Annotated in this window: 11 protein-coding genes; all 11 read right to left on the minus strand. The window is 75.2% G+C overall.

Going from position 1 to position 14280, the window contains the following annotated elements; all coding sequences use genetic code 11:
• Positions 1-96 precede the first annotated feature (96 nt).
• The gene (locus ACN28F_RS07075; RefSeq protein ID WP_421357268.1) at positions 97-1899 is read right to left on the minus strand and encodes a thiopeptide-type bacteriocin biosynthesis protein; all 1803 of its coding nucleotides are present in this window, start codon (positions 1897-1899) and stop codon (positions 97-99) included.
• Positions 1896-3149 (minus strand): nitroreductase family protein, encoded by a 1254-nt coding sequence (locus tag ACN28F_RS07080; protein ID WP_289207260.1) that lies wholly within the window; start codon positions 3147-3149, stop codon positions 1896-1898. The genes ACN28F_RS07075 and ACN28F_RS07080 overlap by 4 nt, the downstream gene beginning before the upstream one ends.
• 7 nt (positions 3150-3156) lie before the next feature.
• Positions 3157-5085, minus strand: a complete 1929-nt coding sequence (locus ACN28F_RS07085; RefSeq protein WP_421357269.1) for a TOMM precursor leader peptide-binding protein — start codon at positions 5083-5085, stop codon at positions 3157-3159.
• Between the two features lie 3 nt (positions 5086-5088).
• Positions 5089-6972 carry a hypothetical protein gene (locus ACN28F_RS07090; RefSeq protein ID WP_421357270.1) on the minus strand — a complete coding sequence of 628 codons (1884 nt, stop codon included), beginning with the start codon at positions 6970-6972 and terminating at the stop codon, positions 5089-5091.
• On the minus strand, positions 6972-8177 hold the full coding sequence (locus tag ACN28F_RS07095) for a lantibiotic dehydratase C-terminal domain-containing protein (RefSeq protein WP_421357271.1): 1206 nt from the start codon (positions 8175-8177) through the stop codon (positions 6972-6974). Before ACN28F_RS07095 ends, ACN28F_RS07090 begins: the two co-directional genes overlap by 1 nt.
• Positions 8170-10866, minus strand: coding sequence for a lantibiotic dehydratase (locus ACN28F_RS07100; RefSeq protein ID WP_421357272.1), 2697 nt, complete (start codon positions 10864-10866; stop codon positions 8170-8172). The genes ACN28F_RS07095 and ACN28F_RS07100 overlap by 8 nt, the downstream gene beginning before the upstream one ends.
• On the minus strand, positions 10863-11618 hold the full coding sequence (locus ACN28F_RS07105; protein ID WP_421357273.1) for an ABC transporter permease: 756 nt from the start codon (positions 11616-11618) through the stop codon (positions 10863-10865). Before ACN28F_RS07105 ends, ACN28F_RS07100 begins: the two co-directional genes overlap by 4 nt.
• A 1-nt stretch (position 11619) precedes the next feature.
• Positions 11620-12555 (minus strand): ABC transporter ATP-binding protein, encoded by a 936-nt coding sequence (locus ACN28F_RS07110; RefSeq protein WP_421357274.1) that lies wholly within the window; start codon positions 12553-12555, stop codon positions 11620-11622.
• Between the two features lie 137 nt (positions 12556-12692).
• Positions 12693-12881: a thiazolylpeptide-type bacteriocin gene (locus ACN28F_RS07115; RefSeq protein WP_282226143.1), complete on the minus strand. Its 189-nt coding sequence runs from the start codon at positions 12879-12881 to the stop codon at positions 12693-12695.
• A gap of 81 nt (positions 12882-12962) precedes the next feature.
• Complete coding sequence (locus ACN28F_RS07120) at positions 12963-13151, minus strand: thiazolylpeptide-type bacteriocin (RefSeq protein ID WP_421357275.1); 189 nt, start codon at positions 13149-13151, stop codon at positions 12963-12965.
• Between the two features lie 194 nt (positions 13152-13345).
• On the minus strand, positions 13346-14269 hold the full coding sequence (locus tag ACN28F_RS07125) for a 3-methyladenine DNA glycosylase (protein WP_421361301.1): 924 nt from the start codon (positions 14267-14269) through the stop codon (positions 13346-13348).
• Positions 14270-14280 lie beyond the last annotated feature (11 nt).

Consider the following 14280-nt stretch of genomic DNA (forward strand, 5'->3'; position numbering starts at 1 on the left):
CACTGGAGTCGGCCCCCGACGTTCCCTGACGGTCGGGGGCTTCGCCATTGCCCCACCGGTCGGGGGCTTCGCCATTGCCCCGTCGCGCGGTGGCGGTCACGCCGCACCCGCCGGGAAACGCCCCACCGGCAGCAGGTAGACCAGCACGTCGTCGATGCCGTCCAGGCCGAGCAGCTCGTGGGCGACGTCGTCGTAGAAACCGCCGAACATGCCGAGCGCCAGCCCGGACGCCGCCGCCACCATCGCCAGGGTTTGCGCCAGGTGACCGGCCTCGGCCACGGCGAACCGCAGCGCCCGCATGCCGTACCGGTCCCGCAGCTCGCCGACCTGCACGTAGAGCCCGAGCAGGGCCGGCACCTCGGCCAGGTCGATCCCGCCGACGTCGAGGGCGTCGGCGCCGAACCACATCGACGACGCCGTCAGCTCCGGCACCGTCGGTGCCGGCCCGAGCCGCCACAGCTGCCGGTCGACGTCGTCGACGTGGTAGACCCCGGCGGCGACGCCGGCGACGTCGCGCGCGATCAGCCGCATCCGCGCCACGTACGTACCGCCGGCGCTCGGGTACGGGCGGTGGGCGTAGTCGTAGCGGTCCCCGCTGGGCAGCGGCACCTGGGCCCGATGGGTCACCCCGTGTGCGCTCCACACCAGAGCGCCCAGGTCGGCGGCGTCGACCGGGCCGGTCAGCCGCCCCCGACCGGAGACCCGCCGGCGCAGCACGTCTGCGAGTGCCACCCGCGGCGGGTCCCCGGCGGGCAGAGGAACCGGCCGACCGCCGAACCGGAACGGGGTCCCGCTCCGTTCCGTGGCGGATTCACGCGGCCTCTGCGTCTGCAACAGCCCCGGCAGGAACTTGCTTGCCTCCTGGTAGCGGCGGTCGGCCGCCGCCGCGCCGTCGGCGAAGAAGTCCACCGGCCCGGCCGGGGCCAACGCCGTACCGGCCACCAGCCAGCACACCGAGCGCTCCTCGTCGGGCAGGATGCCCAGCCGGTTGAACAACATGTGCAGCTGGGAGCCCCACACCCAGCGCCACCGCTGGTCGGCCGGGCCGTCGGCGGCCGACCCTTCCAGTTCCCGGCGCGCCGACCGGACCACCTGTGCCCAGTACGCCGCCGGGGACCGGTCCGGTTTCCCGCCCGCCGGCGTGCCTTCCCCGCCCACCAGCGCGACTTCCCCGCCCACCAGCGCGACGGTGCGGTCCCAGCGGCTACGCAACGCCCGCCCCTGGCTGGCGAGCACCCGCGCCGCCTGGCCCTGCACGGCGGCGGCCGGCAGCATCGCCACCTCGTTCTGCCACCGCCAACCGGCGGCGTGCCCGCGCAGCCAACGTGCCGCGCCCAACTCGTCGAGGCCCAGCGCGGCAGCGGTGGCGGTGGCCAGTTCGGCGGCCACGGACAGCCGGGCCGGGCCGGGCGGCACCGCGCCGACGATCCGGGCGGTGACCTGGCTGGACCGGCAGAAGACGTCCTCGGCGACGGGCACCGCCGGTGGGCCGCCGTACCGGGCGGTCTCCGGCTGGTAGGCGATCTCGCGGACCTCGCCGTGGGCGTGCCAGCCGGCGGCCGACCGGGCGGCATCGCCGCCGAGCCGCTGGTAGTAGCTGTCCCCGTCGAGCGCGAACACCTCGTACGGTGCCTGCGTGACCAGTGTCGACAGCTGCTCGCGCAGCCGTTCGCCGACGCCCGGCAACGGGTCCCGGATCCGGATCCGCAGGTGCGGACCGCCCTCCCAGTAGCGGATGTAGAACCAGTCGGCGATGCCGCCGTCGGCGCGCAGCCGGTCCAGCAGCGGTGCCACCGTCGCCGACAGGAAGGTGTCCAGGTCGGCCGGTGCCCAGTAGACGAAGCAGTGCAGTCCCACCCAGGTACGGCGGACGGTGGCGGTCATGGTCGCAGCGGTCACAGCGGCACCTCCGGGTCGCTCAGGTCGTAGGCGAAGTCACGCACCCGCGACCGGCCGATCAGCAACAGGTAGATCAGGTCGTGCCCGGCGGGCAACGCGGCGGCGGCCTCGGCGGCGGCTTCACGGACCGCGCGGACCGGGCGGCAGAACAGCCCCGCCTCGGCGGCGGCGGTGCCGACGTGCTGGGCCAGGGCGCCGGCGGTGTGCAGCAGCCGCCGGTAGCCGACCGGGCCGTCGGCCCGGACCACCGCGCCGACGTCCGCGCTGACCAGCCAGGCCGCCGGCATGCCGGCGACGTCGACCTCGGTACGCGAATAGGTGTACGCCTGCTGCACCTGCCCGATCGCGTCCCCCGGCCGGGTCGGCACGACCGGTGTCGACGCCGTCGATGTGGCTGCTCCGGCAGCGGATCCCGCCGCTGCCGGGTACGCCGGGGCCGGCAGGTCGTACCAGCCGGCGGGCCGGTCGGTGACGTTGCCGACGGCGACGGTGTGCCGCAGGCCCGGCCAGGCGGCCGGGGATCCGGTCGGCGGCCGGTACGCGGCGGCGACCAGCCGGTCGAACACCGCCGCCGGCAGCGGCCTCGGGTCCGGGCTGAGCCCGCGCGGGCTCAGCCCGGAGCTGCGTACCGCCGGAGGACGGTGCCGCGACCCGGTGGCGGCGCTGGTCGGTCCGAGCTCGACGGTCAGCTGCCGGCCCTGCGTCCGTACGGCGGCCCGCAGCCCGTGCCCGGCGGCCGCCTCGACCAGTGCCCCGGCGACGTGCCCGGCTTCCAACGCGGCCAACGCGTCGGCGAGCCGGCCGTAGCCGGCCGGCAACCGGCCGGGGCGTTCCCACAGCACCAACCCGGTCGGCGCGGCCAGCGACATCGGCCCAGCCGACCCGACCGGCACCGCCGCCGGCACCGAACCGGGCCGCACCGGGTGCAGCCGCCCCCGTACCGGGTCGACCAGCCAGTCGGCGTCACCGCAGCGCACCGCCACGTCGACCAGGTACGCCGCCCGTGGCGACGGGTACGCACGGTGCTCGTTGAACCCGTTCCACGGCTCGTAGCGGCGCGGCGCCAACGCGCTGGTCAACACCTTGACCAGCCGGTCGCCGACCGCGCCGGTGGCGGCCAGCGCGGTCAGTGCGACGCCGCCGGGTGCGGCCGGGGCACGGTACGGCGGCGCCGGGCCGGGCCGGACGTCCTTGCCGGGTCCGTGCGCGTAGACGTCGGCGAGCACTTCGACGAGCTGACGGGACGACATGGCGACCTCACGGGAACGGGTGCGGGTACAGGGGCAGGTCGGCGTAGCGCAGCGGGGCCGGCAGCCGGCCCAGCTCGGCCGGGACCCGCAGCAGCCGGTCCAGACCACGGGTGCGGTGGTGCACGTGGCCGAACGTCATCGGCAACGTGCCGGGGACGATCACCTTCGCCGAGTGCAGCCCCAGCCGGTCGCGGGTCGACGGATCGGTCTGGTCGACCACGATCGTCTCCAGGCCGCGCGCGGCCCACCGGTCGACGGTCTCGCCGAGCAGCGCCGCCAGGTCGGTGACCGGGGCCGGGCGGCCCGGCCACACGTCCCGCCAGTGCGCCGGCGCCTCGCCGGTGAGCAGGAACTCGTACCGTTGCCGGGCCTGCGGCAGGGTGTTCACCGCGACGTGCTCCTCCAGGCCGGTGACCAGCCGGGGATCGTCGAACATCGCCTGCAGCCGGTCCGGGTCGAGGTGGCCGGGCTTGTCACGGGCCACTTCCGGCAGGCTGAACACGTCGACCACCGCCTCGGCGGCCGCCGAGCGCAGCGCCGCCCGAGGGTCCGGGTGGGCACCGGCGGCGAAGAACGCCTGCGGCGCGCCGCTGGTCGGGTCGCGGTGCAGCACCAGGGCCAGCACCGTCGGCACCTCGAGATCGTTGGTGGCGTCGAAGAACAGCAGGTCGTAGCCGATCGTGTCGAGCCGGTCGACCAGGTGCGGCAGCACCGGGTCGTCGTCGGGGACGGCGACCGGGCGCAGCGGGGTCCGCGCGTACCAGGCCATCAGGAACGCGTCGCGTTCGGCGACCTCGTACATGCCGTACAGGGCCGCCTCGACGGCGCTGTTGCCCAGGCCGCAGCCGTTGGAGCTTTCGTAGAGGAACCGGGCTCCGGCGCCGCGGTGCAGGCCCCAGTAGGCGACGTGCTCCGGCACCAGTACGGGGCGGCGGCGGCCCAGCGACCAGCCGTGCACCCAGCGGGTCCGGGTCTGCGGGGTGTAGGGCACCATCCGGAACGCCGGGTGGTCGTGATGCGCGGGGTCGTGCAGCCCGAGCCGGACCGGGTCGACCGCCCGGTCCGGGCCGAGGTCGGCGAAGGCCGCTTCGACGGCGGTACGCCGCCGGTACGGCCGCATCCCGGTGGCCCGTTCGACGGCTTCGAACAGGGCGACCCGCTCGGATTCGGCGAAGCTGCGGGCCCGGCCGTAGCCGGCTTCCCGGACCGGGGTGTCGCTGGCCAGTTCGCTGGTGCTCAACGCCATCGGTGACCGCTCGGTGCGGATCATGTGGGCGACGGGCCCGTGCCGCCAGTCGAACAGTTCGGCGCGCAACGCCTCCCGGGTGGTGCGCGGGTTGTCGCCGCGCAGCGAGTACGGGTCACCGGTCGGCGTGGCGGTGAGGGCCACCTCGGCACCGTCCGGGGTGTCCAGCGGCACCGGCCGGCAGACCCGGCAGCCCTGCCGGCGGGGCCGGACCCGGTGGCTGCTGACGGTGGCGTGGTCGGTGCGGACCGCCACCACGACCGCGTCGAACCGGGCCGGGTCGGTCAGTGCGTCGGCGACGGTGCCGGCCACCACCGGCAGCAGGCTCGGCGGGACGGTGCCGCCGAGGCGCAGCCCCGGGTCGCGGCGGGGCACCCCCGGTCCGAACACCCGCAGCCGGGCCGCCTCGGCGCAGGCCAGGCAGACGCTCGCGGTCGGGCGCAGCACCGGGCCGACCAGCACCAGACCGCCGTCGAGGCGGACCGGTACGACGGTCGCGGCGTGCCGCCAGGCCTGGTCGCTGAGCTTCGCGGCCAGGGCCGGGGTCCAGTCGTCGAGCAGGACGACCATGGTCGCGCCGGCGTCGATGTCGCAGGCCGTGGCCGCGTCGCGCACGGGCACCGGGTGACCGGCGAGGCGCAGGGCGTCCGCGAGCGCGGTGGCCGGGGTGGCAACGGTACGGGTCGACATGGTTCAGGCTCCTCGGCTCGCGGCGTCGGTGGTCCATTGGAAGCCCTGTGTCACGAACCCGGTGACGGCCAGCGCGTGGGCGACCGGATCCGGATCCAGGTCGGCGGGACCGGTGTCGGCGGGGTCCGGCACCGCCGGCCGCCCGGTCAGGGTCGCGCCCCCGGTGGTGAGCGCGGCCCGCAGCGCCTGCTGCAGCCGTTCCTCGTGGTCGATCACCCCGGCCGGCCAGTACCAGGTGTCGTCGGTCCACGGTGCCAGCTGCGGGTCGCCGGGCAGCCAGGTCGGTGCCGCGCCGGTCAGGCTGACCGGGCCGGTCGGTACCGCGACACCGGCGGCCCGGGCCTGGGCGACCCCGGTCGCGGCGAGCGCCGCGAGCGCCACCGCGTCGGCGGCGTCGGCCTCCACCGCCCAGGCCAACGGCCCGTCGTCGGTGACGATCTCGGCGTGCACCGCACCGGCGGGCAGTCGGTGGGCCACCACCCGCGCCGGTACGCCGAACCGCCGGGTCAGCGCCTTCCACCAGCGTCGGGCGGCCGGTGCGGTGGCCCATTCGGCCTCGGCCACCTCGACGGTGTCGAGCCGGTGGCCGACGGCGTGGACCAGCCGGCGCAGCGCGACCCCGGTGGCGTGCCGTGCGTCCACGCCGACCGCGGCCGCCGTCACCGACCGCGCCGCCGACAGAGTCGGCGTCGGCGTCGGCGTCAGTGCCGGCGTCGCCGGGTCGTCGCCGGGTCGTGACCCGTCGAGGCCCAGGTGGGCCTCGACGTAGCGCAGGGTGGCGTCGATCCGGGCCGCGTCGGCGGTGGCGGCGACCCCGAGCGCCGGGCCGGCCAGCGCCAGCATCGCCGGTAGCTGCGGCAGGTCGCCGGGCAGGGCCGCCGGTACCGGGCCGAGCACCGGGTCGCCCAGCGCCGCCAGACGCAGGCCGACCGCATCGATGTCGGCCGGGCCGCCGGGCAGCGGGGCACGGGCCGCCGGCAGCCACGGGTGGTACGTGGCCCGGACCGGGTCGAGCCGGGCGACCAGCGCGGCCGGGTAGTGCGGGCCAGGTGCGGCGGGTTCCCCGCCGGGCAGGGTGGCAGCCTCCTCGGCCGGGTCGGGCAGCCCGGCGACGGCGCAGACGATCCGGTGCGCGGCGGCGGCACCGACCAGCGCGGCCAACGCCGGAGCCACCGGATCGCCGTCGACAGCAGGGCCGTCGGTGTCCCGGGTCAGCCTGGTGGCGATCGCCGCGCTGTGCGCGGTCACCTCGTCGGGCGCCGCGACCGGGGTCACGTACCCGGTCTCCGCCAGGCAGCGGGCCGCGACCGCCGCGTCGCCGGCCCGCACGACGGTGTCCGCGCCGGTGCCGCCGGAGGGGTCGACGGTCAGGCCGGTGCCGGTCAGCGTCCGGGTCGCCGCCGCCGCCACCGGGCCGGTGCCGGCCACGGTCACCGTGGTCGACCGCAGCCGGTCCCAGGCCGCCGCCGGGTCGGCGGCCACCGACTCCAGCCAGCGGGCCAGGTCGGCCGGCGGCAGCCCGGGGTCGTCCCGGTCGCCCCAGCCGGACGGCACCTCGACCAGCATGTCGTGTTCGCGCAGCTGCTCCAGCAGCAGCCGGACGGCCCGGTCCACCTCGGGTCGCCGGACCGGGCGGGCCAGGCTCTGCGGGGACAGCCCGCCGGCGAGTTGCCGGGCGAGCAGCTGCCACACCTTCCACACCCCGGTGCCGCCGCTGACGGTGAAGCTCGACGACCAGCCCCGGACGTGTACTCCGGTGCCGGTCGGGGTGGCGAACACCACCGGTCGCAGCCGCACGACGGTCCCCGCCGCCGGCTGGGGGTCGTCGGCTGCGCCTGCCTCGGCAACCCCTGCGTCGGCGGCCGTGGTCAACGGCTGCGGGCTCATCACGCCACCTCCTGTGCCGTCGCGGCCAACCTGGTCAGGTAGCCGGTGATCCGTTGCTGCCAGGTGATTCCGGTGATCCGTTCGGCCGCCCGGCTGAGCAGGTAGGCGGCCAGGTAGCGCTCGGTCGGCTGCACGTCCAGCAGACCCAGCAGCAGGTAGAGCACGTTGGTGGCGAAACGGTAGGTGACGAACTCCCGTTCGTACGGGACCCGGTCGAAGTCGACCTGCCGCAGCAGCTGGTGGTACTCGCTGTACTCGGTGCGCTCCGAGTGCCAGCGGCGTACCGTGGCCGGGTCGCCGATCTGCTCGGCCCGCGCCAGGTACCGCTCCCCCGGCACCCGGGGCAGTTCACCCCGGGCGTACGCGGCCCCGGTCACCTCGGCGGCCCGCAGCGTCCACTGTTCCCACTCCCGCTCGGCCGGGTCGAGCTCCGGCCCCGCCGCGTCCGTCGTCGACGGCCCGGCACCGTCCGCCGCTGACGGCCCGGCACCGTCCGCCAGCCGGGCGACCAGGGCGGTCACCGGGTCGGCGGAGCGCTGCCACTGCCGGTCGAACACGGCCCGTACCCGACCGTCCGGGTCGTGGTGGACCAGGAACTCCTCCAGATGCGACAGGAACGACTGGTGGCCGCTGCCGAGCCCGAGCGGGTAGCGGCCGGCGTGCAGCGCCATCGCGGTCAGGCAGGTCCGTACCCGGGCGGTGGCGCTGTCGTCGGCGGGGGCCAACCGGTCGGCGGCGGCGGCGACCGCCGGCACCCCCAGGCGCAGCAGCGCGGCCCGGCACTCGACCGCCTCGGTGGAGCCGAACAGGGTCGCCAACGCGCGGTCGTCGACCGGCTCGACGCGGACGGTGTTATCCGGGTGGATCGGCGCGTACGGCGGCGGCACCAGCTCGATCCGGCCGGCCTGTTCGGCCTGGGCGAGCAGCTCGGCGACGCTGGTCCGCGCGGTGCTGGGCTGCTCGGCCAGGTGGCGGCGCAGCCGGCCGGCGACCGCGGTCGCGACCACGGCCAGCTCCGCCGCGCCGGCCGGGTCGGTGGCGGCCAGCCTGATCCGCAGGTGCGGTCCGTGCCGCCAGTGCCGTTCCAGGTGTACGGCGAGCCCCTGCCCGGCGGCCCAGCCGGCGGCCGGGAGCACCGCCGCGCGCAGCAGCGGCAGCTTGGTCGGCGAATGGTAGTAGGTGACGATGTCGAGGGCGTCAGTCATGGCCGCCCCACCCCTTCCGGTAGGTCTCGGCGACCAGCTCGACGACCCGCCCCTGCGGGTTGCCGACGCCGGGCACCGGCAGGGCCTCCTCGAACCGCACCGGTCCGTCGTGGCGGGCCAGCAGCCGGGGCAGGTTCCGCAGGTGCAGCGCGTTGTCGAGGTCGACGTACTGCGGTTTGGGCAGCGACAGGTAGCGCTGGTAGTCGTCCGGGCCGCCGCGCACGTCCACTCCGGCGGCGGCGACGAACACCTCGGCGGGCAGGCCGAGCCGGGCCCGCCAGGTGCTGACCGCGTCGAACGGCACGTCGCCGTCGGTCTCCAGGTCGGCCCGTAGCCGCTGCGCGGCGTCGGTGGGCAGCGTCCAGGAGCGCCGGCTGAGCACCAGGTCGTGGTAGCGCAGCCGGGTCCGGTGCCGGGCACCGGCCACCTCGCCGGTCGGCGCGAGCAGGCCCGGTCCGACCAGGCCGCTGCTGAGGTCGAAGTGCAGCGGTACGGTCCGGTCCGGCATCACGAACGGGACGAGGAACCCGAGGTAGAGCACGTCCAGGTCGGCGCCGGTGTCGTCGCGGACCAGCCGTACCTGGTCGGTCACCGGGTCGTGGCGCAGCCCGACCCGGTCGGCGAGCAGGTCGGCCCAGCGGCCGTCCTCGCCCACCTCGTGGTCGACCAGCAGCGGGTGCAGGTTGGCGTTGAACCCGGTGACCGGGCGGAACTGCGCCACCTGGGCGCGCGGGCCGAGGGTCGCCCGGATCTGCGCCGCCACCTGCGCCTTCGCCTGGGGTGCCAGCAGGTCGAGGAACCGGCTGGTGAACCGGCCCCAACCGGCGTACACGTGGTTGAGCACCAGCAGGTCGGCCCGCGCGGTGCGGGCCGGCTGGACGAAGTAGGCGTACGAGGCGGGTCGGGCGGTGACCCAGGCGGGCAGCGCCGCCGCCGCGTCGCGGACGAGGCCGTCCGGCAGGGTGAACTCGGCCGCGTCGGTCGGAGCCGCCGCCCGCAGCCGGGCCAGCAGGCCGGCCCGGGCCTCGGCCAGTTCCCGCAGCTGCGGGGTGACCAGGTCGGCGAACTCCGCCGCCGGGCTGATCGCCCCGGAGGGGGTGACCAGGTTGTACGCCCGCCACACCTGGCTCATCTCGGTGGAGAAGTCGGCGGCGCGCGGGCACCGCCCGCCGACGCCGTACCGGGCGACGAAGCGGTCCCGGACCAGCAGGCGCAGCGGCAGGTACTGGTCGAACAGCTCGACCAGCCCGGCCAGCGCGGGCAGCGCGTCGGCGGCGGCCCGGCCGTGGGACCGGCCCAGCCGCAGCGGTGTCCGCACCGCCACGTCCTCGGCCAGCACCGGTGCGTCGAACCAGGACAGTCCGACCGCCTGGTACGCGTTGCGCCAGGCGTCGCGCAGCGACGCCAGCGCGGCGGCCCGCTCGCCGGCCGTGACGGTGCCGAACCGTTCGGTCCGGGCGTCGATGTCGGCGAGCAGCGCGGCCAGGTCGGACCGGTCGTGCCGGCCGAGCCAGTCGGCGATGTGCCGCAGCGCCTGCGGGTCCTGCGGGTCGACGGGTTCGACGGCCAGCAGCAGCCCGGCGTCGAGGACCTGTCCGACGTAGCGGGTCGCGGCGGCGGCGGTACGCTGCGGGCCGCCGGGCAGTCGCCGGGCCAGCTCGGCGACCAGGTCACCGGGGGTGACCCCGGCCGGGCCGGCGGCCCGGGTCCGGTCGATCAGCAGCCGCAGCGGTCCGGTGCAGGCCAGCGAGACCTCTTCCTCCAGCACCGAGATGATCCGGTCGACGCCCTGCACCGGGCGGTCCCGGCGGAACGTCAGCTGGTCACCGGTGACGGTGATCGCGGCGGCCAGCCGGTGCGGCACGGTGTCGCGCAGGGCCGGTTCGGCCAGTACCGCGGCGAGCAGCCGGGCCAGCAGGGTCCGGTTGGCCCGGGCCACGGCCACCGGCGGGTCGGCGACCGCCGCCGGGTCGACCGGTGCCGTCGGGTCGGCTCGCGCCGTCAGGTCCGTCGTCAGGTCCGTCGTCGGGTCGGCCCAGTTGCCCCAGCCCACGTAGGTGAACCAGGACAGTGGACTGGTCTTGGCGGTCGCCCGCAACGCGTACCGCAGCGCGTTCGGTTCCGATTTGCGGGCCCGGCTGTCCGGGTGGGCGCCGGCGGCGGCCGCCCGGTCGATGCCACGCAGCAGGTCGGCACCGGTGAGGGTGACCGCCCGGCGCAGCGGCTCGGCGGCGCAGACCTCGGCCAGCGCGGCGCGTTCGGCACCGAGCGCGTCGGTGGCCAGGTCGACCAGTTCCGCCCGCACCTGCGCGGCCTGGCGCATCATCGCCAGCCAGGCCGTCAGGTCCGGCACCCGGTCCAGCAGGTCGCCGAGGGCGGCCAGGCGTTCCGGCCGGGGCAGTCGGCCGTTGTGCACGTCGCGGCGCAGCGGCAGCACCGCCTTGCGGTGGAACTCGGCCGGGTGGGTGTCGGCGCTGGCGTACAGCGCGTCGGCCAGCGGCGGGGCCAGGGCGGTGAGCCGCGTCCGCAGGTCGACCAGCTCCCGCAGGGCGGCCCGGAAGCGCCGGGTGGCGGCCGGGGTCGTCGGGTACGGCAGGGCGGCCAGCCGGACCAGCGCGTACGGCGCCAGCGTGGTGTCGATCGCCGACCGCCGGTCGGCGGTGGCCGGGACGACGGCGATTCCGGTCATCCGTACCGCACCCCCTCGTCGCGCCGGAACGCGGCGCGGGCGAGCAGGGCGAACAGCGCCGTCCAGCCCAGCAGCAGGAAGGCGATCCAGCTGGGTCCGATCAGGTGGTCGGCCCGGTCGATCAGCGCCAGCACGAAGTACTGGTACTGGTAGGTGGGCACGTACGGGACCACGGCGTGCAGCGCCGACGGCAGGTAGTCGATCGGCACGAACAGGCCGCCGAAGAAGGCCAGCAGCATGAACAGCAGGTTCGCCAGCATCATCGCCGGCTGCGGGGCGAGACGGTAGCCGATCGCCATGCCGAGCAGGCCGAACGGGATCGCGCCGACGACGACCGCGCCGAGCCAGACCGGCCAGGCCGCCAGGGGCAGCCGCAGGTCGGTGGTGACGGCGGCGACGATCAGCAGCGGAATCCAGCTGATCACGTTGAAGCCGAGCACGTAGACCAGCCGGCCGGCGAACCGGGTCAGCGGTGACAGCGGCAGCAGCCGGAGCCGCTGCTCCCACGGGTTCTCCCGGTCTGCGGCGACGCCGGCGGCCAGCGAGGCGACGGTGACGTTGAGGGTGGTGTAGAGCAGGAACGGGGTGATGGCGTACTCGCTGCCCAGGCCGAGACCGGCGTAGCGGTTGGCGTTGACCAGGCCGAAGAGCAGGAAGAACACCAACGGGAAACCCAGTGCCGGGGCCCAGTAGGCGGGCATCCGCAGCGTGTCGAGGGCGTGTGCCCGGGCGTGCAGCAGGACGAAGCGCATGTCAGGCCACCTCTTCGGCAACACGGATCGCGGTCCGGGCGACGGTTCCGGGGTCGGGGTCGGCGCTCCGGCTGATCGTGCGGATCGCCTCCTCCAGACCGACCCGCTCGACCCGAATTCCGGTGAACGGCACGTCGGCGCGGACCAGGGCCCGGACGGTGGCGTCCGGGTCGGCGGTGTAGATGTGGGTCCGGTTGCCGACGGTGGTCACCCGGTCGGCCGGGCCGGAGACAGCGATCGGCGGCAGCGGGCCGGCCACCTCGACGTCGACCAGGTGCAGCCCGACCTCGGCGACGACGTCGTCGACCGCACCGGTGCGGGCGATCTGCCCGCCGGCGACGACCACGACCCGCGTGGCGAGGTGTTCGGCCTCGGCCATGTCGTGGGTGGTGAGCAGCACGGCGCTGCCGCCGGCGGCGACGGCGGCGATCGCCGACCACAGTCCGTCGCGGCTGTCGGCGTCCAGGCCGGTGGTCGGTTCGTCGAGGAAGAGCAGGTCGGGGCGGCCGACGAGGGCGGTCGCCAGGGCGACCCGGCGGCGCTGACCGCCGGAGAGGGTGCCGCACCGCTTGCCCAGGAACGGGCCGAGTCCGAGCTGGTCGACCAGCTCCGCGCGGGGCACCGGGTGCGGGTAGTGGGCGGCGACGAGGGCAAGGGTCTCGGCGACGGTGAGCCGCCAGGGCAGCGCGGTCCGCTGCGGGGTCAGCCCCAGTCGGGCCTTGACCGGTACGTCGGCGGGGCTCGCGCCGAGCACCTCGACCCGGCCCGACGTGGGGCGGCGCAGGCCGGCCAGGATTTCGATCATTGTCGACTTGCCGGCACCGTTGGGCCCGAGCACGGCGGTGACCCCGGCCGGCACCACGACGGAGACGGCGTCGAGTGCGACCACGGCGCCGTACGTCTTGGTGACGGTGTCGAGACGGGCGAAGACTTCCACGAGCACTCCTTCGGATACGACGCGCGGAGGGGGCGCGGTGCGCCCCCTCCGCGTGACTGGCGTGACTCGCCCGGACCCGGGCTACCGGCAATCCCTGACACTGCCGGTGGCGCCCCGGTGGTGGGCGGGTGACTGGGTCAGTTCGCCTGCAGTTCGGCGTCGGCGCACGACGAGCAGCAGGAGCTGGCGCCGCAGCAGGAGCTGGAGCTGCAGCTCGACGAGCCGGAGGAGGCGCCGGTCTCCGGCAGAGCGGCCGAGTCGCGGATCGAGCTGACGGACAGTTCGTCGAGCTCGAGGTCTTCGACGTCGATGATGTCGTCGGACATGTGATTCACCTTTCGGTTGGGGTTCGCCCCGCAGGGTCGCGGGGTCGTCGGGTGGCCGGCGTCGACGGGACGCCGCGCCGGTCAGGTGACGTAGCAGCAGGAGCAGGAGGCTCGGCCACTGTCGCCGGCCGAGGACGCTCCGGTCTCGGGCAGTGCCACCGAGTCCCGCATCGCGGTGACGGTCAGTGGCCCGAGGTCCAGTCCGTCCACGTCGATGTCCAGGTCGTAGTCCTGGGTGGAATCCCAGGTCGTCGACAGTTCCGCCAACATCGCGCACCTCCTTGTCGGCCCGGGAAGCCGTTCGCTGGGCCGCTCCTTGACTTCCACCTGACGTTCTAGCTTCTTGCTGCGCTTGAGATTAGTTGAACGTCAAGGTTCGGTCAACCATTGGATCTGACTGAATCAGGGCAGGCGTCAGCGAGCAGACACGATTGGCGCAGAAAATTGGTAGAGAGCCGGAATTGTCAGCTCAGCTGATTGGGGGTAGCAAACTCGGCGGATCGGGCTATCCGCTCCACCAGTCGCTCGCGCAGCACCGCCGCCCGCGCGGCGAACTCCCGCTGCGCGGTGACGTACGCGGTACGACCCTGCGCCGTCTCGATGCGCACCGGCGGGTACCCCAGCTCCCGCAGGTCGTACGGACTGGCCCGCATGTCCAGATCGCGGATGTCACGGGCCAGCTCGAAGCAGTCCACCACCAGCTCACCGGCGACCAACGGGCTCAGCTGGTAGGCGTACTTGTACAGATCCATGTTGGCGTGCAGGCAGCCGGGCTGCTCGAAGTCGGCCTGGGTGGACCGCTGCGGGGTCAGCAGGTTCAGCGGCCGGGCCGCCGGGGTGAAGAACCGGTACGCGTCGAAGTGGCTGCACCGGATCCGCTGACTGTCGACGAACGCGGCGATGTCGGCCGGGCTCATCCGCAGCGGCCACCGGTGGTGACGCACCTCGGCGGCCGGCTGCCGGTACACCATCGCCCACTCGTGCAGCCCGAAACACCCGAAGTGCCCCGGTCGACCCGCCGTACGCACCAGCAGATCCCGTACCCGGGCGATCAGCTCGCCCCGACGGGCCAGCAGCCCGGCGGTGTCCACCGTGACCGCCGTACCGCCGGTCACCGGCACCGCCCGGTAGTCACGCCCCCAGGACGCCGGATCGGCCCCGGCGAGCAGCACCCCCGCGCCGGGGTGCCACCGACGCAGCTGCGCCGGTCGGTACGCGTAGTAGGTGAACAGGAAGTCGGCGACCGGATGCGCCTCGCCCCGGCGGCGGCGCTCCAGATGCCCGTCCACCAGCTGGTCGACGCGCGCGGCGTGCGCGTCGCGCCGACGGGTCCAGCTGACCCGGTCGAGCACCGTGTCGGTCACCCGACCAGGGTACGGCCCGGTCAGGTCACGGCCCG

This window comes from Solwaraspora sp. WMMA2101 (assembly GCF_049179175.1).
In the GTDB taxonomy this organism is placed as follows: Bacteria; Actinomycetota; Actinomycetes; order Mycobacteriales; family Micromonosporaceae; genus Micromonospora_E.

Coding starts and splice junctions, on each gene's coding strand:
- ACN28F_RS07080 (WP_289207260.1), bottom strand. CDS start 3,149: ATGTCGTCCCGTCAGCTCGTCGAAGTGCTCGCCGACGTCTACGCGCAC.
- ACN28F_RS07085 (WP_421357269.1), bottom strand. CDS start 5,085: ATGTCGACCCGTACCGTTGCCACCCCGGCCACCGCGCTCGCGGACGCC.
- ACN28F_RS07090 (WP_421357270.1), bottom strand. CDS start 6,972: ATGAGCCCGCAGCCGTTGACCACGGCCGCCGACGCAGGGGTTGCCGAG.
- ACN28F_RS07095 (WP_421357271.1), bottom strand. CDS start 8,177: ATGACTGACGCCCTCGACATCGTCACCTACTACCATTCGCCGACCAAG.
- ACN28F_RS07100 (WP_421357272.1), bottom strand. CDS start 10,866: ATGACCGGAATCGCCGTCGTCCCGGCCACCGCCGACCGGCGGTCGGCG.
- ACN28F_RS07105 (WP_421357273.1), bottom strand. CDS start 11,618: ATGCGCTTCGTCCTGCTGCACGCCCGGGCACACGCCCTCGACACGCTG.
- ACN28F_RS07115 (WP_282226143.1), bottom strand. CDS start 12,881: ATGTCCGACGACATCATCGACGTCGAAGACCTCGAGCTCGACGAACTG.
- ACN28F_RS07120 (WP_421357275.1), bottom strand. CDS start 13,151: ATGTTGGCGGAACTGTCGACGACCTGGGATTCCACCCAGGACTACGAC.